General features: G+C 54.2%; 22 protein-coding genes. 9 read left to right on the top strand and 13 right to left on the bottom strand.

The window, feature by feature from the left end:
* Positions 1-8: 8 nt before the first annotated feature.
* Positions 9-1,019 (top strand): class II fructose-bisphosphatase, encoded by a 1,011-nt coding sequence (glpX, locus tag IAI47_RS00820; RefSeq protein WP_008926941.1) that lies wholly within the window; start codon positions 9-11, stop codon positions 1,017-1,019.
* Here glpX and emrD read toward each other — a convergent pair.
* A complete protein-coding gene (gene emrD / locus IAI47_RS00815) occupies positions 1,009-2,202 on the bottom strand; it encodes a multidrug efflux MFS transporter EmrD (RefSeq protein WP_003851249.1) in 1,194 nt (397 codons plus the stop codon). The two genes, glpX and emrD, sit on opposite strands and share 11 nt — an antisense overlap.
* A gap of 273 nt (positions 2,203-2,475) precedes the next feature.
* Between emrD and fpr the strand changes: the two genes are divergently transcribed.
* Complete coding sequence (gene fpr / locus IAI47_RS00810; RefSeq protein ID WP_003851251.1) at positions 2,476-3,222, top strand: ferredoxin--NADP(+) reductase; 747 nt, start codon at positions 2,476-2,478, stop codon at positions 3,220-3,222.
* On the opposite strand, the gene IAI47_RS00805 is transcribed toward fpr, so the two are convergent.
* Positions 3,213-3,647 carry a DUF805 domain-containing protein gene (locus tag IAI47_RS00805; protein WP_003851252.1) on the bottom strand — a complete coding sequence of 145 codons (435 nt, stop codon included), beginning with the start codon at positions 3,645-3,647 and terminating at the stop codon, positions 3,213-3,215. The two genes, fpr and IAI47_RS00805, sit on opposite strands and share 10 nt — an antisense overlap.
* Positions 3,648-3,745: 98 nt before the next feature.
* On the opposite strand from IAI47_RS00805, the gene IAI47_RS00800 reads away from it, so the two are divergent.
* Together IAI47_RS00800 and tpiA are read left to right on the top strand one after the other, a co-directional pair.
* Entirely contained in the window at positions 3,746-4,336 is a 591-nt protein-coding gene (locus tag IAI47_RS00800) for a DUF1454 family protein (RefSeq protein WP_003851254.1), read from the top strand.
* A gap of 120 nt (positions 4,337-4,456) precedes the next feature.
* Positions 4,457-5,224: a triose-phosphate isomerase gene (gene tpiA / locus IAI47_RS00795; protein ID WP_003851259.1), complete on the top strand. Its 768-nt coding sequence runs from the start codon at positions 4,457-4,459 to the stop codon at positions 5,222-5,224.
* 28 nt (positions 5,225-5,252) lie between these two features.
* Here tpiA and IAI47_RS00790 read toward each other — a convergent pair whose 3' ends face one another.
* The 6 genes from IAI47_RS00790 to cpxP form a co-directional block, all read right to left on the bottom strand.
* Entirely contained in the window at positions 5,253-6,026 is a 774-nt protein-coding gene (locus IAI47_RS00790; protein ID WP_003851260.1) for a CDP-diacylglycerol diphosphatase, read from the bottom strand.
* Positions 6,027-6,187: 161 nt separating this feature from the next.
* Positions 6,188-7,177 carry a sulfate ABC transporter substrate-binding protein gene (locus IAI47_RS00785; protein WP_003851261.1) on the bottom strand — a complete coding sequence of 330 codons (990 nt, stop codon included), beginning with the start codon at positions 7,175-7,177 and terminating at the stop codon, positions 6,188-6,190.
* 144 nt (positions 7,178-7,321) lie between these two features.
* Positions 7,322-8,284 (bottom strand): 6-phosphofructokinase, encoded by a 963-nt coding sequence (gene pfkA / locus IAI47_RS00780; protein ID WP_003851263.1) that lies wholly within the window; start codon positions 8,282-8,284, stop codon positions 7,322-7,324.
* Positions 8,285-8,491: 207 nt separating this feature from the next.
* Entirely contained in the window at positions 8,492-9,394 is a 903-nt protein-coding gene (gene fieF, locus IAI47_RS00775) for a CDF family cation-efflux transporter FieF (RefSeq protein WP_003851265.1), read from the bottom strand.
* A gap of 243 nt (positions 9,395-9,637) precedes the next feature.
* Positions 9,638-9,793, bottom strand: coding sequence for a general stress protein (locus tag IAI47_RS00770; RefSeq protein ID WP_003851267.1), 156 nt, complete (start codon positions 9,791-9,793; stop codon positions 9,638-9,640).
* 454 nt (positions 9,794-10,247) lie between these two features.
* Positions 10,248-10,757, bottom strand: coding sequence for a cell-envelope stress modulator CpxP (gene cpxP, locus IAI47_RS00765; RefSeq protein WP_003851271.1), 510 nt, complete (start codon positions 10,755-10,757; stop codon positions 10,248-10,250).
* A gap of 148 nt (positions 10,758-10,905) precedes the next feature.
* On the opposite strand from cpxP, the gene cpxR reads away from it, so the two are divergent.
* The 3 genes from cpxR to trmL are packed head-to-tail and all read left to right on the top strand — an operon-like array spanning position 10,906 to position 13,486.
* The gene (gene cpxR / locus IAI47_RS00760; RefSeq protein WP_003851274.1) at positions 10,906-11,601 is read left to right on the top strand and encodes an envelope stress response regulator transcription factor CpxR; all 696 of its coding nucleotides are present in this window, start codon (positions 10,906-10,908) and stop codon (positions 11,599-11,601) included.
* Positions 11,598-12,977, top strand: a complete 1,380-nt coding sequence (cpxA, locus tag IAI47_RS00755; RefSeq protein ID WP_003851276.1) for an envelope stress sensor histidine kinase CpxA — start codon at positions 11,598-11,600, stop codon at positions 12,975-12,977. The genes cpxR and cpxA overlap by 4 nt, the downstream gene beginning before the upstream one ends.
* A gap of 35 nt (positions 12,978-13,012) precedes the next feature.
* On the top strand, positions 13,013-13,486 hold the full coding sequence (gene trmL / locus IAI47_RS00750; RefSeq protein WP_003851277.1) for a tRNA (uridine(34)/cytosine(34)/5-carboxymethylaminomethyluridine(34)-2'-O)-methyltransferase TrmL: 474 nt from the start codon (positions 13,013-13,015) through the stop codon (positions 13,484-13,486).
* On the opposite strand, the gene cysE is transcribed toward trmL, so the two are convergent.
* The 5 genes from cysE to IAI47_RS00725 form a co-directional block, all read right to left on the bottom strand.
* On the bottom strand, positions 13,483-14,304 hold the full coding sequence (gene cysE / locus IAI47_RS00745) for a serine O-acetyltransferase (protein WP_003851279.1): 822 nt from the start codon (positions 14,302-14,304) through the stop codon (positions 13,483-13,485). The genes trmL and cysE overlap by 4 nt on opposite strands.
* Positions 14,305-14,372: 68 nt before the next feature.
* On the bottom strand, positions 14,373-15,389 hold the full coding sequence (gene gpsA / locus IAI47_RS00740) for an NAD(P)H-dependent glycerol-3-phosphate dehydrogenase (RefSeq protein WP_003851280.1): 1,017 nt from the start codon (positions 15,387-15,389) through the stop codon (positions 14,373-14,375).
* Positions 15,389-15,859, bottom strand: a complete 471-nt coding sequence (gene secB / locus IAI47_RS00735; protein WP_003851281.1) for a protein-export chaperone SecB — start codon at positions 15,857-15,859, stop codon at positions 15,389-15,391. Before secB ends, gpsA begins: the two co-directional genes overlap by 1 nt.
* Positions 15,860-15,897: 38 nt before the next feature.
* Complete coding sequence (gene grxC / locus IAI47_RS00730; protein ID WP_008926942.1) at positions 15,898-16,152, bottom strand: glutaredoxin 3; 255 nt, start codon at positions 16,150-16,152, stop codon at positions 15,898-15,900.
* Between the two features lie 19 nt (positions 16,153-16,171).
* Entirely contained in the window at positions 16,172-16,603 is a 432-nt protein-coding gene (locus tag IAI47_RS00725; protein WP_003851285.1) for a rhodanese-like domain-containing protein, read from the bottom strand.
* A 252-nt stretch (positions 16,604-16,855) separates the two neighbouring features.
* Here IAI47_RS00725 and envC point away from each other — a divergent pair, with 252 nt between their 5' ends.
* Entirely contained in the window at positions 16,856-18,157 is a 1,302-nt protein-coding gene (envC, locus tag IAI47_RS00720; RefSeq protein ID WP_003851287.1) for a murein hydrolase activator EnvC, read from the top strand.
* A gap of 3 nt (positions 18,158-18,160) precedes the next feature.
* On the top strand, positions 18,161-19,063 hold the full coding sequence (locus tag IAI47_RS00715; RefSeq protein ID WP_008926944.1) for a divergent polysaccharide deacetylase family protein: 903 nt from the start codon (positions 18,161-18,163) through the stop codon (positions 19,061-19,063).
* Positions 19,064-19,166 lie beyond the last annotated feature (103 nt).

Here is a 19,166-nt window from a genome sequence, read left to right as displayed (position 1 = left end):
TAGATGCCATGAAACGAGAACTTGCCATTGAATTTTCCCGCGTAACCGAAGCTGCCGCCCTGGCAGGCTATCACTGGTTAGGACGCGGTGACAAAAATGCGGCTGACGGTGCGGCTGTCCATGCCATGCGTCATGTCCTGAACTCCATTGAAATTGACGGTCAGATTGTGATCGGTGAGGGCGAAATCGACGAAGCCCCGATGCTCTATATCGGTGAAAAAGTCGGTACCGGTCACGGCGATGCCGTCGATATTGCCGTCGATCCGATTGAGGGTACCCGCATGACGGCACTGGGCCAGGCGAATGCGCTGGCTGTGATGGCCGTAGGCGATAAAGGCAGCTTTCTGCACGCTCCCGACATGTATATGGAAAAACTGATCGTGGGTCCTGCAGCACAGGGCGCGATCGACCTCGACCTGCCGCTTGAAACTAACCTGCGTAATATCGCGATAGCGATGAACAAGCCGTTGTCACAGCTGACCGTGTCGATCCTGGCTAAGCCACGTCATGATGTGGTGATTAGCGAGTTACAGCAGCTGGGCGTGCGGGTATTTACCTTCCCGGATGGTGACGTTGCCGCCTCAATTCTGACCTGCATGCCAGACAGCGAAGTCGATGTGATGTATGGCATCGGCGGCGCACCGGAAGGCGTCGTTTCAGCAGCGGTGATCCGTGCGCTGGACGGTGATATGCAGGGTCGGCTGCTGGCGCGTCATCACGTCAAAGGCGATAGTGCTGAAAACCGTCGCCTCGGCGAGCAGGAGCTGCAGCGCTGTGCGGAGATGGGGATCGAAGCGGGTAAGAAGCTGACGCTAGGTGAGATGGCGCGCAATGACAACGTGGTGTTTGCCGCCACCGGCATTACCAGTGGCGAACTACTGAAAGGCATTACGCGTCAGGGCAATATCGCCACCAGCGAAACCCTGCTGATTCGCGGTAAATCTCGCACTATTCGCCGCATCCAGTCGATTCATTATCTTGACCGTAAGGATCCGGCGCTCCATTCGTTTATCCTGTAACCGGCTGGTTGCCGCGCTCCGGCTGACGTGAGAGCGGCAACCAGCAGAGCAGCATCACCAGTGCCGTAAAGAACATCAGCATGCCAAGACTGAACTGATCGCGCTGCGGCATCATGGCTGAAAGCCACGCGACAAGACCCGATCCCAGGTTCTGCATTCCGCCAATCAGTGCACCCGCGCTGCCAGCCAGCCAGGCATACGGCTCCATTGCCCCTGAAGTCGCCAGCGGGAACAGCATGCCAGCCCCAAAGAAGAACAGCGCGGCCGGAACCAGCAGCGTCCAGATATTCATTACGCCAAACCATGCCGGGATCCACATCAGGATGCCCGCCAGCAGACAGCTATTCACGCCCCACCACATCAGACTGTGCCATGAACCCTGCTCGCGTCCCGCGAACCAGGCACCGAAGAACGCCGCCGGAATGGGCAGAATGAACAGGATACTGACGGTCAGGCTGTGCAGGCCGAGCACGCCGCCCAGCAGCACGCCACAGCTCGACTCAAATACCGCAATACCCGCCAGCGCACCAATCAGCAGGACAATGTAGCGAACGAAATTTGCGTCGCTGAGCAGCCGGGCATAGCGTTTGAAGAACGGGGTCACTTCAGCACTCTGTGGCCGGGTTTCCGGCAGCCAGCGCGCCATAGACAAAGTAACCGCCAGACAGAGCAGCAGCAGAAAGGCGAAACAGGCGTGCCAGCCAAAGAGCTGGGTCAACAGTGCACCAATCACCGGTGCCAGCAACGGGCTGACCAGAATGCCCATATTAAGCAGGCTGTTGGCACGGCGCAGCGCGTGCCCCTCATAGAGATCACGCGGCATGGTACGGGCCATTACGCCAGCTACGCCGGTTCCCAGTCCCTGAATCGCGCTGCCGAGCACCAGCATATCGAGTGAGGTCGCCATCAATGCCGTGATTGCGCCGATCATAAAGATCATCATGCCTGCCAGGATCACCGGACGCCGACCGACACTGTCTGACAGCGGGCCGTAGATCAGCTGGGATCCGCCATAGGTCATCAGATAGGCCGCCATCACACGCTGCAGCGCGCCATCCCGCACATTCAGCGCGTCCGCCATCACCGACATCGCCGGAACGTAGATGGTCTGCGCCATCTGCCCGACAGCCACCAGCACAATGAGCATCACCAGCAGCGGGCGATTTTCCAGTTTACTAATCATGATTATGCAAAATTTCTTTCTGTGAAAGGAGGTTAAAACAGCGGTTCACCCGCCAGTCATCTTGTTATGCCGGGCAAAATATCAGGATTAGATGACAAAGCGAGAGGCAGGCCGAAAGGTCCCGGCTTGCACCTGTCAAGTTTATGCACCAGCCTGTAAAGACAAAGCAACAGTTTGTCGATTAGAGCCTTTGCCCGGCCACAAGCTGGCAATCTCATCGGGCAGCCGCGAAAATAGAAACCTGCCGGAATAATCAACAACCAGGGAGTGATTATGGCTGAGTGGGTCAATGCTGAAGTAAAGGAAGTGAAAAACTGGACGGATGCGCTGTTCAGTCTGCGGGTAACAGCGCCCATCGATCCCTTTATCGCGGGGCAATTTGCCAAACTGGCTCTGGAAATTGACGGCGAGCGGGTGCAGCGCGCTTACTCTTTCGTCAATGCGCCAAAGGATGACCTGCTGGAGTTTTACCTGGTTACCGTGCCCGATGGCAAGCTGAGTCCGCATCTGCAGGCCCTTCAGCCTGGCGATCAGGTGATGGTCACGAAAGAAGCCGCAGGATTCTTTGTGCTTGATGAAGTTCCGGCGTGCAGAACATTATGGATGCTGGCAACCGGCACCGCTATTGGCCCTTACCTTTCTATGCTTCAGCAGGGCGAAGGACTGGATCGCTTTGAAAACATCGTGCTGGTCCATGCCGCACGCTATGCGGACGACCTGAGCTTTCTGCCACTGATGCAGCAGCTGCAACAGCGTTATCAGGGCAAGCTGCACATCCAGACGGTGGTGAGCCGCGAAACGATCCCCGGTTCGCTGACGGGCCGGGTTCCGGCGCTGATCGAAAATGGCGAGCTGGAGCGTGCCACCGGATTAACGCTGGATGCCGACAGCAGCCATGTGATGCTGTGCGGCAACCCGCAGATGGTGCGCGACACCCAGCAATTACTGAAAGAGACGCGCGAAATGCGTAAACACCTGAAGCGCAAGCCGGGCCATATCACCAGCGAACATTACTGGTGAGCCAGTTGCCGGTATCGCACCGGCTGCGTCGCGGTACCAAACCGGTTAGCGCCGGGGGTGCCGCGAAAAACGCCGAGTTCGAGCAGCAGGCCAGCGAATAACACAAAGGGAATGGCGCGACCCAGCAGCCAGGGCAGAATGCCGCCCAGCATGCTCCAGTTTCCCGCCACCAGCAGCCAGGCCACTATCACCAAAAATCCCCAGTAGCCGGGACGATTACGATCGTGCAGACGTTTTACAATGACCGCGCTGGCGGGCCACAGCAGGCAGACCACGCCAAAAGCCGCCATCTGGGTATCAACCCAGTCGTTTGCTGCCAGGGTAAATAACAGTGTCGTTGTCAGCAACCAGACTGCCTGCCAGATCCAGAAATCACGTCGTCCCAGCCTGCCACGCCAGGAAAAACACCATTGTTGTAACGTCATGCATTATCATCCAGAGAGAAAAGAACCGCCGCGCTTTTGACCTCGCGGATAAAAACCGTTTTAATTTGCGCCTGAGTTTACGGGTTAGGATCGACAAAATGAAGAATTTGCCTGGCGCACTGCTGTTATCGTTTGCGCTGACGGTTCCGGTCTTTGCCGCCGATCCGCCACCGCAGGAACGGCCCGATGCATTACCCACCGCGCCCTACCTGCTGGCGGGTGCTCCCACCTTTGATATGACTATCGGTCAGTTTCGCGAAAAGTATAATCTGGCTAATGCGACGCTGATGCTGCCGGAATATCGCGCCATTGATAATCGGGGCGACAAAAGTAACCTGACGCGTGCTGCCAGCAAAATTAACGAGACGCTCTATGCGTCTACCGCGCTGGAGCCCGGTACCGGCAAAATCAAGACGCTGCAGATCACCTGGCTGCCACTGCCTGGCCCGGATCAGAACGCCTCTGAGCAAAAAGCCATGGCCTACATGACCGCTATGCTGCGCTTCTTTGTACCGGGATTAGGTGCAGACGAGGGACGCAAAAAGCTGGAGAGCTTACTGAAGGAGGGCAAGGATTTGCCTTACTTTGCGCAGGTCGATGGCGCGCTTCGCTTTGTGGTCGCTGATAACGGCGACAAGGGGCTAACCTTCGCTGTCGAGCCGGTAAAACTTGCGCTCGCTCCCCCCTGAAGATGTCGCTGAAAATGACGAAAAGCAAAGCCATCGCTACATTTGATCTCTATACTGTTTCGCAGACAACGCTGCCAGCTGGCAGCGATTTTTCATGTATCGCGTTATGCGGAGGATAGAATGCGACATCCACTGGTTATGGGTAACTGGAAGTTGAATGGCAGCAAGCAACTCACTGCTGAACTGATCGCGGGTCTGCGCAAGGAACTCTCTGGCGTTGACGGTTGTGGCGTGGCCATTGCACCGCCAGCGCTCTATCTCGAGCAGGCAAAACATGCCATCTCCGGTAGCCACATCGCACTGGGTGCGCAGAACGTGGACGTTAACCTGTCTGGCGCGTTTACCGGTGAAGTTTCCGCAGAGATGCTGAAAGATATCGGCGCGAAATATATCATCATCGGTCACTCAGAACGCCGCACTTATCACAAAGAGAGCGACGAGTTCATCGCGAAGAAATATGCGGTGCTGAAGTCAGTGGGCCTGGTTCCTGTGCTGTGCATTGGTGAAACCGAAGCGGAAAACGAAGCGGGTAAAACCGAAGAAGTCTGCGCTCGTCAGCTGGATGCCGTTCTGGAAACGCAGGGCGCCGAAGCGTTTAAAGATGCGGTTATCGCGTATGAGCCCGTCTGGGCCATCGGTACCGGCAAATCTGCGACCCCTGCTCAGGCACAGGCCGTGCACAAATTCATTCGTGATCATATTGCGAAGAAAGATGCGGCTATCGCAGAACAGGTCATCATTCAGTATGGCGGCTCAGTGAACGACAAGAATGCTGCTGAGCTGTTCACCCAGCCTGATATCGATGGCGCGCTGGTTGGCGGTGCGTCACTGAAAGCAGATGCTTTCGCGGTAATCGTTAAAGCAGCGGCGGCGGCAAAAAGCGCCTAAGCATTAGCATTCCGGTCAAGGGCGGCGCTTAAGCCGCCTTTTTTATGGGCGCAATCAGCTCACAGGCGTGATCCTGCACTTCCTCCGCCGAACCCCTGTTCAGCAGCAGCCAGTTCCGCTCTATCGCCATCAGCACCAGTCGCCCATCGCTTAATTCCGCCAGTGCCAGACCATATTTCCCCATCTCTGTGCGCGCCTCTGGCCGCTCATCGGCCAGCCGGATAAAGGCACTCTGCTGAGTCAGTTCATCTGGCGTCAGAGCTCGCAGCCAGTAGCGGTGCTTACGCAGCGTAATGTCCTGCCACTGACCGCTAAGCTGCGGCGTCAGCCGATCCAGCTGCTGACGCACATCGGGTCGCAGACAGGAGAGATGAATATGGAGTTGATTCTGCGTACGGCCATACTGTGAATTGATCGCCAGTGAAAGAACCCGATCATCAATGGGAGAGCCGCGTCGCTCTGCAAGCAGAGAGCGTTCATGCCAGGCAAGGGCAAAGTAGTTGGGCGTAGCAGGTTGCAGTAACCGTGGGCTTTCGATGCCGGTGATTTTGTCGAGCGGGATCAGCAGATACTGCAACGGCCCATTCATATCTTTCAGCATGGCATAGCGATGCTGCTGATCGACACGCTGACAGGGTGCCGGGTCTCCGCTGCTCTGCTGATGAGGCACACATTTCTCGCTGACAATCTGCCACAGCGCATCACTGTTCTTTTTGAAATGCAGTGCGGCAACCAGTATCCCCGCAATGACCAGCACCAGCAGAACCGCAACCAGACTGGTTGCACGACGATGTGTCGGCATAACAACGCTTCCTGAATGGTTTAGCAGCCTGCATCCTCGCCTGGCGGGGAAAAAATGTCACGGGGAATTCGGGCAGATCAGTCAGCAGCCGGGCAGAGAAAAGAGAAAGGTGGGATTGTTGCGGGTGAGCGGTCAGCGCAGGGAGCGCTGACCGCAACGTATTACGGTTTCATGACCTGGTCATAGCTGCCGCCATCGGCGAAGTGCGCTTTCTGAGCCTCTGCCCAGCCACCAAATTTGTCCTTGATGGTAAACAGCTTCACCGGCGCAAACTGGCTGGCAAATTTCTTCGCGATTTCAGCATCACGCGGACGATAGTAGTTCTGCGCAGCGATAGTCTGACCTTCTGGCGAGTAGAGGTATTTCAGATAGGCGTCTGCGACTTTGCGCGTTCCCTTTTCATCTACCACTTTATCGACCACGGACACGGTGGGTTCAGCCAGAATCGATTCGCTCGGGGTGACAATCTCGAACTTGTCTTTACCCAATTTGTTAACCGCCAGATAAGCTTCGTTTTCCCAGGCAATCAGCACATCACCAATCCCGCGTTCAACGAAGGTGTTAGTTGCGCCGCGTGCACCGGAATCCTGCACCTCAACGTTTTTAAACAGCGCTCTGACATACGCCAGCGCTTTGGCCTGATCGCCGTTGTTATGATCCAGCGCCCAGCCCCAGGCCGCCAGATAGTTCCAGCGTGCGCCGCCAGAGGTTTTCGGGTTAGGGGTAATCACAGACACACCGGGTTTAGTCAGGTCGCTCCAGTCGTGAATGCCCTTGGGATTATCTTTGCGGACCAGGAAGACAATGGTGGAGGTGTAAGGCGCGGAGTTGTCTGGCAGACGCTGAATCCAGTTCTTATCAATACGACCGCGTTCTGCAATAGCATCGACATCCGATTGCAACGCCAGCGTAACCACATCCGCACGGATGCCGTTAATCACTGAAGTTGCCTGCTTGCCGGAGCCACCGTGCGACTGACGGACCACGACATTATCGCCGGTTTCCTGTTTGTAGTGCGCACTGAACGCTTTGTTGTACTGTTCGTACAGCTCACGGGTTGGATCGTAGGAAACGTTTAACAGCTGAATGTCTTTCGCCAGAACGCTGGTTGAGGCCAGCAACAGGGTAACGCCGATACTCCACTTGTTCATTACGCACTCTCCCAATGTCGTTATGGGCTAAGCGTGACATAAACCATTACAGAGCTAAAAGAATTAAAAATAAGCTGTTATAACCGGGGGGAATATAGCGGGGATATGCCGGGGCATGCTGTGCAGCACACCCCCGCAGAAGAATCAGTAGAGCTTTTTCGCCGTGTCGAGCCAGTCGCGCTTGAACGGACGCTTCATGTTTTCAATCGCGTCGACGATGTCGTGATGCACCATCTTCTCATTCTGAATACCCACGCAACGGCCACCGTAACCCTGCATCAGCAGTTCAATGGAGTAAGCGCCCATGCGTGACGCCAGTATACGGTCATAAGCACAAGGTGCACCGCCACGCTGAATATGACCCAGTACGGTCGAACGGGTTTCACGTTTGGTTTCTGTTTCAATGAAACGCGCCAGGTCGTCGATATCGCAGATGTGCTCAGTAATCGCCACGATAGCGTGCTTTTTACCTTTGGCGATGCCTGCTTTGATTTCCGCTACCAGCTCTTCGCGGGTGTACGGGAATTCTGGCAGGACGATGAACTCGCAGCCACCGGCAATCGCCGCCGCCAGGGTCAGATCGCCACAGTAGCGGCCCATCACTTCAACAATCGAGATACGCTGATGCGAGGAAGAGGTGTCGCGCAGACGGTCAATCGCTTCAACCACGGTTTCCAGTGCAGTGAAATAACCGATGGTGTAATCCGTTCCGGCCACATCGTTATCGATGGTGCCTGGCAAACCAATGCAGGGGAAGCCCATTTCAGTCAGGCGCTTAGCACCCATGTAAGATCCGTCACCACCAATCACCACCAGTGCATCGATGCCGCGCTTTTTCATGTTCTCAATGGCAACCTGGCGCACATCTTCATTACGGAACTCGGGGAAACGCGCTGAGCCCAGGAAAGTGCCACCGCGGTTAATCATGTCGGAGACGCTGTAGCGATCAAGATTGATCATGCGATCTTCGTACAATCCCAGATAGCCATCATAGATCCCAAAAACTTCCAGTCCTTCACTCAGCGCGGAACGTACCACTCCACGAATAGCTGCGTTCATGCCTGGGGCGTCACCGCCGCTGGTTAATACACCAATTTTTTTGATCATGACAACCTCTGGATTGTTCAAAACTAAGGGTTAATCCTGCCTGTCGATCGCTGCAGAAGATCATTTCACGATTAGCGCGACATGTGATGGCAGATAGTATATCAAAGGCTTGCTGCTGAATTGATTCAGGTCAGACAACTTTTCACTATTTTTTGCAGCAAAGTTAGCGCTACGTCATCCCTTCCGTATCGATTTGATTCATTTACGTTAAAAACCTAAAGAGTCCCTGGTCTCAGACGGTACCACAGAACAGGGATCCTGATGGATAATTACGTCAGACCCGGGAAATTCTTTGCGTAATGCTTTCTCAACCTGGTCGGCAACCCGATGCGCCTGAACCAGTGGCAGCTGATCTTCCAGTTCCAGATGAAGCTGAATAAATTTGGTCGGGCCGGACTGCCGGGTTCGCAGATCATGTACGCCCTGCACCTGCGGCCAGTTTGTCGCAAGCGTCAGGATTTGCTGCCGTTCATTTTCCGGCAATGCGCGATCCAGCAATGACTGTACGGCTTCGTAGCCCATCCGCAATGCGCTATAAAGAATGAAAACACCAATCCCCAGCGCAAACAGGGCATCCGCCCGTACAACGCCATAGCTGCTCAGCACCAGCGCAATCAGTATGGCGCCATTCATGATGACGTCGGATTGATAGTGCAGCATGTCAGCCCGAATGGCCTGACTGCGGGTTTTACGCACTACCCAGCGCTGAAAGGCAACCAGTACCAGCGTTGAGCTCAGTGCCACAATGGTTACTACAATACCAACACCCGGCGCCCGCATCTCGCTGGGGGAGGCAAGATGCTGCAGGCCGGTCAGAAACAGAAACAGTGCCGAGCCGGAGATAAACATACTTTGTGCCAGCGCCGCCAGCGACTCCGCTTTGCCGTGCCCGAACGTGTGATTTTCATCAGCAGGCTGCAGCGCATAGCGCACCACCAGCAGGTTGGTTAGCGATGCAGCGATATCCACCAGCGAGTCCACCAGTGAAGCCAGCAAACTCACTGAACCGGTGTACCACCAGGCAAAAATTTTCACGAGTAACAGCACAGACGCAAGAATGGTGGCCGCGAGCGCAGCACGCTTTACCAGTCGGCCATAAGAGTGTTGCATGCCAGATTCCCTATGCAGCATCAGTGAAGATGCACACTTAAATAGATGAATGGCTGAAGTTTAACACCGGGAGGCGGGCTGTGCTTAGGAGGTCATTCGATGAAGAAGGCTGTTTTGAAATCGCGACAGGAATAAGCAGGTACAAAAAACAAGCCCCGGCCTGGGAAGGACGGGGCGAAGTGTTATACACATCATTGCCTGGCTACTTTCAGCCGCGGGCTAATTCCAGGAACGTGTCGGCGACTACTTTTTGCCGCCTTTTTTCCCGGCTTCAGATGCTTTTTCACGATCGTTTTTGAAATTTCCGCCGCCGCTGTTCTGTCCGCCTTTTTTGCCAGCTTCAGACGCTTTTTGCGGATTATCTGCGAAATTACCTGAACCACCACGATGCTCTGCCATAACTTACTCCGTTAATAGATTTATCAGGACTACATAATGTGGTTGTTGCTCCCTGAGACTTCGCAAAGACACTTAACTTCCCTGCAGTGACAAGATTTAGTGTAGAAGGTGTGACTGAACCAGCAAGCGTAACGCGGGGAATGTATCTCACTGAAAAATATGATTAAAATGTTAATGAGTTGTCTGCAATTCATTTAGTTTCAGTAAGTTATGATATTTTCATGATGAAAAAATGCTCACCGGCTCGCTTAAATTTACAGCGTGTTCCAGATATTAAGAAATCAGCGATTCTTCCCAACAAATTCCCGACAAGCGCTAATAAAACGGGGGTTTTGTTGTGCGGTGATGATTCCTGTCAAAATAAAAAAAGTGAAAAAAAGATAAAAAAAAACCCCACCATCATGGTGGGGGAAGACAGGGATGTGTCTATGGCAAGGAAAACAGGGATACTATATTACTGGTTACTGCTGGTACTACTCACTGCCTGCAGCGATGAAGCTGACTGCAAATTCGAAAACTGTCGCAGCTCGTTAAGTCGCCGCTGGTAATTTTTCTGTAACGCGGACTGCTGGGCCGGCGTTAGCAGTTGAAACATTTGATTCTGTACGCGCGCCATCTCGACCTGTTGTTCAACCTGAACTCTGGCGATGACTTCCGCTTTTTGGCGAATGGCCGCTTCGTTAAACTGGTCTGCAGTCACTAATTCGTGTAATGCAGCGATATCGTCAATATGAACGACCGGGCGATCATGTCTTGCCTGTTGCATAAGGTCTCGCATCTGCTGACGCTGTTCTTCAGTCAGCTCGATGCCGTCGAACATGTGGCTTTGCGGATTTTGCGTCATACTGCCTGTCGGCAATCCGCCATGATGCATCTCGTCAATCGTCGTCGCATCTTTAGCATCTGCGCTGGCGACACTCAGAGCCATCGCTGAGGCAAGGACGACGGCGGTTAATTTGCGCATCGTATACTCCAGTTCGTTCCGTTTTGCGATTCAACGAGAGCCAGTGTACGGCGACAGCTGCAAACATCCGTCAGGGGGTGTAAAACTACGTAAAGCGATGGATAGGTGCGCCAGGAACACGGTATTTTGCCTGCGGAGGGCTACAAAAATGAATAAAATCCTGTTGGTAGATGACGACCGCGAATTAACTTCGCTTTTGAAAGAACTGTTAGAAATGGAAGGGTTTGAAGTGGTCGTCGCCAGTGATGGTGAACAAGCGCTGAACCTGATCGATAACTCGATTGATTTGCTTTTACTGGATGTCATGATGCCGAAGAAAAACGGTATCGACACTCTGAAAGAACTGCGTCAGCAACATCAAACCCCCGTCATCATGCTAACGGCGCGCGGCAGCGAGCTGGATCGTGTTCTGGGCCTCGAACTGGGCGCAGATGACTATCTGCCTAAGCCGTTTAACGATCGCGAGCTGGTGGCGCGTATCCGCGCTATTTTGCGGCGTTCTAACTGGAGTGAACAGCAGCAACACGACAACAGCTCGCCCACACTGGAAGTGGACTGTCTGAGACTCAATCCCGGCCGTCAGGAGGCCAGTTTTGATGACGTTACGCTGGATTTGACCGGCACAGAATTCACCCTGCTCTATCTGCTGGCGCAGCACCTGGGCCAGGTCGTGTCGCGTGAACATCTGAGCCAGGAAGTGCTGGGCAAACGCCTGACGCCTTTTGACCGTGCCATTGATATGCATATCTCGAATCTGCGTCGCAAGCTGCCTGAGCGCCGTGATGGTCATCCCTGGTTTAAAACCTTACGTGGCCGTGGCTACCTGATGGTTTCCGCATCATGATTGGAAGTCTGACCACCCGTATCTTCGCCATCTTCTGGTTGACGCTGGCGCTGGTGTTGATGCTGGTGTTGATGGTTCCCAAGCTCGATTCACGACAGATGACCTCGCTGCTGGAAAGTGAACAGCGGCAGGGCATCATGATTGAGCAACACGTTGAAGCAGAGCTGTCACAGGATCCCCCTAACGATCTGATGTGGTGGCGTCGTCTGTTTCGTGCCGTGGAAAAATGGGCACCGCCGGGTCAGCGGCTGCTGTTAGTAACCAGTGAAGGTCGGGTGATTGGCGCGCAACATAATGAAATGCAGGTTATCCGCAATTTTATCGGCCAGTCTGACAATGCCGATCATCCTCAGAAGAAGAAATATGGTCGCGTTGAGCTGGTAGGGCCTTTTGCCGTTCGCGATGGCGAAGATAACTACCAGCTTTACATGATCCGTCCCGCCAATAGCTCTCAGCTCGACTTCGTCAATCTGCTGTTTGACCGTCCGTTGCTGCTGCTTATCGTCACCATGCTCATCAGCTCACCGCTGCTGCTGTGGCTGGCCTGGAGCCTGGCACGTCCGGCACGTAAGCTGAAATATGCTGCTGACGAAGTCGCAAGCGGGAATCTACGTCAGCATCCGGAACTGGAGTCGGGTCCGCAGGAGTTTCTGGCTGCGGGTTCCAGCTTTAACCAGATGGTCAGTGCGCTGGAACGGATGATGACCGGTCAGCAACGTCTGTTATCGGATATCAGTCATGAACTTCGCACCCCACTGACCCGCCTGCAACTGGCTACCGCCCTGCTGCGTCGGCGTCAGGGTGAAGGTAAAGAGCTGGGCCGCATTGAGATGGAAGCACAGCGTCTCGATGGCATGATTAACGATCTGTTGGTGCTCTCCCGCACCCAGCATAAAAATGCGCTGGTCAGCGAAGCAATGAAGGCAAATCAATTGTGGAATGGGGTGCTGGAAGATGCCCGTTTCGAAGCTGAGCAGATGGGCAAGAAGATGGATATCCCCTATCCGCCAGGCCCGTGGCCGCTTTATGGGAACCCTCATGCGCTGGAGAGTGCGCTGGAAAATATTGTGCGCAATGCGCTGCGCTATTCACACACGCACATCAGCGTCAGCTTCTCCGTTGATATTTCCGGTATCACGGTCCACGTCGATGATGATGGTCCTGGCGTGAGTCCGGAAGATCGTGAACAGATTTTCCGTCCTTTCTATCGAACCGATGAAGCGCGCGATCGCGAATCAGGCGGCACCGGTCTTGGCCTGGCAATTGTCGAAACGGCCGTGCAGCAACATCGCGGCTGGGTTAAAGCCGATGACAGTCCATTAGGCGGTTTGCGTCTGACCCTCTGGTTGCCGCTCTACTCCTCCGGCCGTCAATAATTTGCTATGCTTCGGCCCCTGTCATCGGGGGCCTTATGCTTAACATTGTCTTGTTTGAACCAGAAATTCCGCCGAATACCGGCAATATCATCCGCCTTTGCGCCAATACGGGCTTCCAGCTTCATTTGATTCAGCCGCTCGGCTTTGCCTGGGATGACAAGCGCTTACGTCGCGCCGGGCTGGATTATCACGAATTCACCGCCATCAAATTCCATGCTGACTATCAGGCGTTTATCGCCACTGAGTCGCCTGAGCGTCTGTTTGCACTGACGACCAAAGGGACGCCTGCACACAGCGCCGTCGCCTATCAGGCGGGCGATTATCTGCTGTTTGGGCCGGAGAGCCGCGGATTGCCTGCCGAGATCCTGGCCGCGTTACCGGCGCAGCAAAAAATCCGCATCCCGATGAGAGCAGAAAGCCGGAGTATGAATTTGTCGAATGCTGTATCGGTTGTGGTTTATGAAGCGTGGCGCCAGCTTGATTACGCGGGCGCGCTGATCAAAGACTAGATGCCGTCGCCAAACTGAAAACCGGCCAGGCTGCCATTGAAGTGCTGATCCATATCCATCGACGGCTTCTCACTGCCTGGCTTACCGACGATACGCGCGGGAACGCCTGCGGCAGTGGTGTGCGGCGGCACGGGCTGTAACACCACGGAACCGGCACCGATTTTTGCTCCCTTGCCGACTTCAATATTGCCAAGGACTTTCGCGCCGGCACCAATCATCACCCCTTCACGGATTTTCGGATGACGGTCTCCACTGGTTTTGCCGGTACCGCCCAGCGTCACCGATTGCAGAATCGAAACATCATTTTCCACCACGGCGGTTTCACCAATCACTATGCCTGTGGCATGGTCGAGCATAATGCCGTGGCCAATATGGGCGGCGGGGTGAATATCGACGGCAAAGGAGACAGAGATTTCGTTCTGCAGGTAAACCGCCAGTGCGCGTCGGCCTTCATTCCACAGCCAGTGGCCAATGCGGTAGGCCTGTAAGGCGTGAAAACCTTTAAGGTAGAGCAGCGGCGTAGAGTATTTATCCACTGCCGGGTCGCGCTGACGCACAGCCTGAATATCGTAAGCCGCTGACATAATCATCGACGGATCTTCACGATAGGCTTCTTCAACGATTTCACGAATGGCGATGGCGGGCATAATCGGGTTAGCCAGCTTGTTGGCCAGCATATAACTCAGTGCGCTACCGAGATTTTCATGTTTTAGCAATGTCGCGTGGAAGAAGCTGGCAAGCATCGGCTCACAATCAGCCAGGGCACGCGCTTCTGCTTTGATATTGTTCCAGACCAGTTCTAACTCATCAGACGACATTGCTGCTTTCTCCCGATAAAAAAAGCGCCTGAATGGGCGCTGCAGGTAATGATGCTACGCGTCCTGCGTTAGCCAGTGCTGTTTTCGTCCTTCCTTGTGCGTCCCAGCAAGCTCAATGCTGCATCTCTCGCCGGTTTTTCGCAATACAGCACCTGATAAATCTGCTCGGTAATCGGCATTTCCACACCCAGCCGCGCAGCCAATGCCTTGACTTCTTTGGTGTTTCTATAGCCTTCTACAACTTGTCCGATAATGCGTTGTGCGCTATCTACATCCTCGCCCTGGCCCAGCATCATGCCAAAACGGCGGTTACGCGACTGATTATCAGTACAGGTCAGTACCAGATCGCCCAGACCGGCCATGCCCATAAACGTCGTGGGATCGGCACCCAGCGCTGCACCTAACCGGCTCATTTCAGTCAGACCGCGGGTGATCAGTGCGGTACGCGCATTCGCGCCAAAACCAATTCCGTCGGAGATTCCGGCTCCGATAGCAATCACGTTTTTTACTGCGCCGCCGAGCTGGACGCCAATAAAGTCAGGGTTGTTATAAACACGGAAGCTCTTACCGCAGTGCAGTTTCTGCTGCAGGTCGTCAGCAAACTGCGCATCCGTTGCGGCCAGCGCGATGGCGGTCGGTAATCCGGCTGCCAGTTCTTTCGCAAAAGTGGGTCCGGAGATGACGGCCAGCGGAATAGTATCGCCGACAATTTCACGCGCCACATCCTGCAGCAGACGACCCGTCTCTTTTTCCAGCCCTTTAGTCGCCCAGACAATGCGTGAGTCTGGTCGCAGATGAGGCTTGATCTGCTGCAGCACATCGCCAAAGACATGACTCGGCACCACGATCAATAAGTCGCGGCTGGCAGCAATAGCTTTGGTCAGATCAGATTCAAGGGAAAGATTGTCGGGAAACGGCACATCGGGCAGGAAAGCGGTGTTACAGCGGTCATTCTGAAGTTGAGCCAGATGCGTCGGGTTATGTCCCCACAACAGCACCGGATGGCCGTTACGGGCCAGCGTAATCGCCAAAGCGGTGCCGTAAGAACCGGCACCGATGACGCTAATCGAAGCGTGAGTTTCCATCAGGCATCCTGATGTGGTTCAGCACCTTCTTCACCTTGCTGCTGCTGCAGATAGTTCATGAACAGCGCATCAAAGTTAACCGGTGCCAGGTTCAGCTGCGGGAAGGTACCACGGGATACCAGGCTGGTAATGCATTCGCGAGCGTACGGGAACAGAATGTTCGGGCAGTATGCACCCAGGCAATGTGCCATCTGCGTTCCTTCGATACCGCTGATGGTGAAGATACCGGCCTGCTGAACTTCACACAGGAAAGCCGTCTCTTCGCCCACAGTCGCGGTTACAGTCACACGAAGTACCACTTCGTAAACTTCGTCAGCCAGCTGAGAAGATGCAGTGTCCAGATCCAGTTTAACGTCCGGTTCCCACTCTTTCTGGAAAACCTGCGGGGCATTAGGCGCTTCAAAAGAGATGTCTTTGGTGAAGACGCGCTGAATCTGGAATTGCATTTCGTTCGAGTTATGTTCTGACATGTGACCAAATCCTATGTATGAGATTGTCCGGCGTAAAATTACGCCTGCAGTAAGGGATCTAAACCTTCGCGATTATCGAGTGCGAATAAGTCATCGCAGCCGCCAATGTGCTGCGCATCAATAAAAATCTGAGGCACGGTGGTACGGCCGCTACGCTTGATCATCTCTTCGCGTTTCGCCATGTCCCCATCAATAGGGATCTCCTGAAACGATACGCCTTTTTGCGTTAACAGCGCCTTCGCCCGATGGCAGTAAGGACAGGTGGCCTTGGTATACATTTCAACATTTGCCATGATCAACACCTCTGTATGATTATTTACCGCGGACTAATGGCAGATTTTCACCACTCCAGCCACTGATACCATCTTTCAGCACTGAAACCTGCTCAAAGCCTGCAGCGCTCAGGTGCGCAGCAGAATCACCCGCGCTTTGTCCGGTTGCACATACCACAATTATGGGCTGTGCTTTGTGCTTTGCCAGTTCGTCGATGTTGCCTTTTTTAATCTCAGCGGCTGCCACATTTACAGCGCCTGAAATATGCCCTCTGCGGAAATCGTCGCGCGAACGCACGTCTACCACTACCGCGTCCTCTTTGTTAATCAGGCGGGTTGCTTCACCGCGGCTGATCGTTTTTACCTTAGAGAACATTCCTTTAACGGTAGTCACAATCACCAGAACGAGTAAAACGACCCATGCCAGACTCAGGATGGGGTGATTGCTTGCAAACTGCATAATTTCTTGCATGAGGGGTAACGACTCCAGACCGGGCTAATAAGCTAAAACAAGGGTTCTGAGTATACCTGCGCCACTTCGCATGTACAGATGCTATGCGGCCAGAGTATCGATTTGTGCGCCATTTTCCAAAAAAAGTGGCTGAATAGCAAAAATGGCGTAAGGCTTAATGTATGTCATTGCGAAAGTAGACATAACTGGAAAAGCAAATGCCAGTGGGGAGCACTGGTAAGCGGCGGTTCATCGTGGAATAATCATTGGCCTATGAAGGGAAAAACAACCGTTTCGCACACAAGGACCCGTCGCAACGGCGATAACCTGCCGTTGTTCATACACCTGTCCAGCCTCTCCCTTAGCCTGCTTTGTGCGGGGGCACTGTTATTGCCTGCCGCAGCCCAAAGTGCAGAAGACAGCAAATCTCAGCTGCAGTCCATTCAGCAAAACATTGCTGAGAAAGAGAAAAGCGTCAAAGCGCAGAAGGTGCAACGCAGCAAATTACTGGATCAGCTGCAAAGCCAGGAAAAAATCATCGCGCAGGCAAGCCGTCAGCTGCGTGACACCCGCAATAGCCTCAGCGCCCTGAATAGTGAGATCAAACAGCTCACCACCTCCATCGCCCGTCTTGAAAAACAGCAAACTCAACAGGAAAGCCTGTTATCCGAGCAGCTTGATGCGGCGTTTCGTCAGGGTAAGCACAACGGAGTACAGCTTTTGATGGGCGGTGAAGAGAGCCAGCGCAGTGAGCGTATTCTGGCCTATTTTGGTTATATGAATGCTGCCCGCCAGAAAAGCATTGAATCGCTGCAAAAGACGCGTCAGGACTTAAATCAGCAACGCGTCACACTTGAGCAAAAGCAACAGCAGCAGAAAGACTTACTGGCACAGCAGCAGGGCCAGCAGCAGAAGCTGCAACAGGCGAGCGAAGCACGTAAAAAAACCCTGACGTCGCTGGAAAGCGCGCTGGAAAAAGATCAGGCCGATCTGGTCGAGATGCGCCAGAATGAAAGCCGTCTGCAGGATAAAATCGCCCGGGCGGAACGTGAGGCGCGCGAGCGTGCAGCCCGCGAAGCGCGTGAGGCTGAAAAAGTGCGTCAGCGTCAGGCGCAGGCGAAAGCCAAAGGCTCCAGCTATCAGCCGACCCAGAGCGAACGCGAACTGGTGGCGCGTACTGGTGGGCTCGGTCGTGCGGGCGGTCAGGCGTTGTGGCCGGTTCGCGGACGCATTGAACATCGCTTTGGTGAACAACTACAGGGTGAACTTCGCTGGAAAGGCCTGGTAATTGATGCGCGGGAAGGTACCGAGGTGAAAGCTATCGCCGATGGCCGTGTGCTGATGGCCGACTGGTTACAGGGCTACGGTCTGGTGGTGGTGCTGGAACACGGTAAAGGTGATATGAGTCTGTATGGCTACAACCAAAGTGCGCTGGTGAGCGTGGGTACGCAGGTGAAGGCAGGACAGCCTATTGCACTGGTGGGCACCAGTGGTGGCCGCGGTACCCCATCGCTCTATTTTGAAATCCGACGTCAGGGACAGGCCGTCAATCCACTCCCGTGGTTAGGAAAATAAGTTTTGCTGCAACGTCGAAAACTCCCCGTTCTGATGAGCGCCCTGCTGTTCTGCTCCGCTGCGCAGGCGGGCAAACTGTCCATTGTCATTGATGATGTTGGCTATCGCCCTGCAGAAGAGAACAAGGTCCTGCAGATGCCCCAGGCTATTTCAGTAGCGGTATTACCCAACGCACCCCATGCCCGTGAAATGGCAATTAAAGCGCATCAGGGGGGTCACGAAGTGTTGATCCATCTGCCCATGGCGCCGCTGAGCAAACAGCCGCTGGAAAAAGATACCTTAACGCCGGAGATGAGCAGCGAAGAGGTCGCCCGCATCATGCGCAATGCGGTTAACAACGTGCCTTATGCCGTGGGTCTGAACAATCATATGGGCAGCAGGATGACCTCAAGCCTGCCCGGTATGCAGAAGGTGATGCAGGCGCTGAACCACTATAATCTCTACTTTCTTGATAGCATGACCATCGCCAATAGTCAGGCTATTCCTGCCGCTCAGGGTACCCAGGTCAAAGTGTTAAAACGCCGGGTCTTCCTTGATGACAGCCAGGATATCAACGCCATCCGCCAGCAGTTCAGTCGGGCGGTAAAGCTGGCGCAGCGCGATGGGTACGCCATAGCCATTGGGCATCCTCACCCTAACACCGTACGGGTGCTGCAGCAGATGTTACCCACGCTGCCAGCCGACATTACGCTGGTTCGCCCCAGCGAGCTATTGAACGAATCTCTTCACAACAACGCACGGACGCCTGTGGCACCGACAAAACCGGTGACGCCACGCTTCCGGCCTGCCGACATATGTAAACCGAAGCAGCCGCTGACGCCGGTTCCGGCGACCAGAGCCTTGACGGTCATTGCCGAAAGTGTGAATAACAGTCCGCTGTTTAAGACGCTGAAAAATCTGTTCTGAATTTGCCATGAATGCTAAGTGCTGAGCTTAGCGTTCATTTATGCACAGAAATTACTATAATCCTGGGTCGGGCAATAACGGGCTTTGCGGGAACAGTGTAGGG

This window comes from Pantoea sp. MT58, assembly GCF_014495885.1.
GTDB classification, from domain to species: Bacteria; Pseudomonadota; Gammaproteobacteria; order Enterobacterales; family Enterobacteriaceae; genus Pantoea; species Pantoea eucalypti.
This window is presented reverse-complemented; position numbering and strand designations above follow the sequence as displayed.

Excerpts from the sequence above, each read along its gene's own strand:
- glpX (WP_008926941.1), top strand. The coding sequence starts at position 9 with ATGAAACGAGAACTTGCCATTGAATTTTCCCGCGTAACCGAAGCTGCC.
- emrD (WP_003851249.1), bottom strand. The coding sequence starts at position 2,202 with ATGATTAGTAAACTGGAAAATCGCCCGCTGCTGGTGATGCTCATTGTG.
- fpr (WP_003851251.1), top strand. The coding sequence starts at position 2,476 with ATGGCTGAGTGGGTCAATGCTGAAGTAAAGGAAGTGAAAAACTGGACG.
- IAI47_RS00805 (WP_003851252.1), bottom strand. The coding sequence starts at position 3,647 with ATGACGTTACAACAATGGTGTTTTTCCTGGCGTGGCAGGCTGGGACGA.
- IAI47_RS00800 (WP_003851254.1), top strand. The coding sequence starts at position 3,746 with ATGAAGAATTTGCCTGGCGCACTGCTGTTATCGTTTGCGCTGACGGTT.
- tpiA (WP_003851259.1), top strand. The coding sequence starts at position 4,457 with ATGCGACATCCACTGGTTATGGGTAACTGGAAGTTGAATGGCAGCAAG.
- IAI47_RS00790 (WP_003851260.1), bottom strand. The coding sequence starts at position 6,026 with ATGCCGACACATCGTCGTGCAACCAGTCTGGTTGCGGTTCTGCTGGTG.
- IAI47_RS00785 (WP_003851261.1), bottom strand. The coding sequence starts at position 7,177 with ATGAACAAGTGGAGTATCGGCGTTACCCTGTTGCTGGCCTCAACCAGC.
- pfkA (WP_003851263.1), bottom strand. The coding sequence starts at position 8,284 with ATGATCAAAAAAATTGGTGTATTAACCAGCGGCGGTGACGCCCCAGGC.
- fieF (WP_003851265.1), bottom strand. The coding sequence starts at position 9,394 with ATGCAACACTCTTATGGCCGACTGGTAAAGCGTGCTGCGCTCGCGGCC.
- IAI47_RS00770 (WP_003851267.1), bottom strand. The coding sequence starts at position 9,793 with ATGGCAGAGCATCGTGGTGGTTCAGGTAATTTCGCAGATAATCCGCAA.
- cpxP (WP_003851271.1), bottom strand. The coding sequence starts at position 10,757 with ATGCGCAAATTAACCGCCGTCGTCCTTGCCTCAGCGATGGCTCTGAGT.
- cpxR (WP_003851274.1), top strand. The coding sequence starts at position 10,906 with ATGAATAAAATCCTGTTGGTAGATGACGACCGCGAATTAACTTCGCTT.
- cpxA (WP_003851276.1), top strand. The coding sequence starts at position 11,598 with ATGATTGGAAGTCTGACCACCCGTATCTTCGCCATCTTCTGGTTGACG.
- trmL (WP_003851277.1), top strand. The coding sequence starts at position 13,013 with ATGCTTAACATTGTCTTGTTTGAACCAGAAATTCCGCCGAATACCGGC.
- cysE (WP_003851279.1), bottom strand. The coding sequence starts at position 14,304 with ATGTCGTCTGATGAGTTAGAACTGGTCTGGAACAATATCAAAGCAGAA.
- gpsA (WP_003851280.1), bottom strand. The coding sequence starts at position 15,389 with ATGGAAACTCACGCTTCGATTAGCGTCATCGGTGCCGGTTCTTACGGC.
- secB (WP_003851281.1), bottom strand. The coding sequence starts at position 15,859 with ATGTCAGAACATAACTCGAACGAAATGCAATTCCAGATTCAGCGCGTC.
- grxC (WP_008926942.1), bottom strand. The coding sequence starts at position 16,152 with ATGGCAAATGTTGAAATGTATACCAAGGCCACCTGTCCTTACTGCCAT.
- IAI47_RS00725 (WP_003851285.1), bottom strand. The coding sequence starts at position 16,603 with ATGCAAGAAATTATGCAGTTTGCAAGCAATCACCCCATCCTGAGTCTG.
- envC (WP_003851287.1), top strand. The coding sequence starts at position 16,856 with ATGAAGGGAAAAACAACCGTTTCGCACACAAGGACCCGTCGCAACGGC.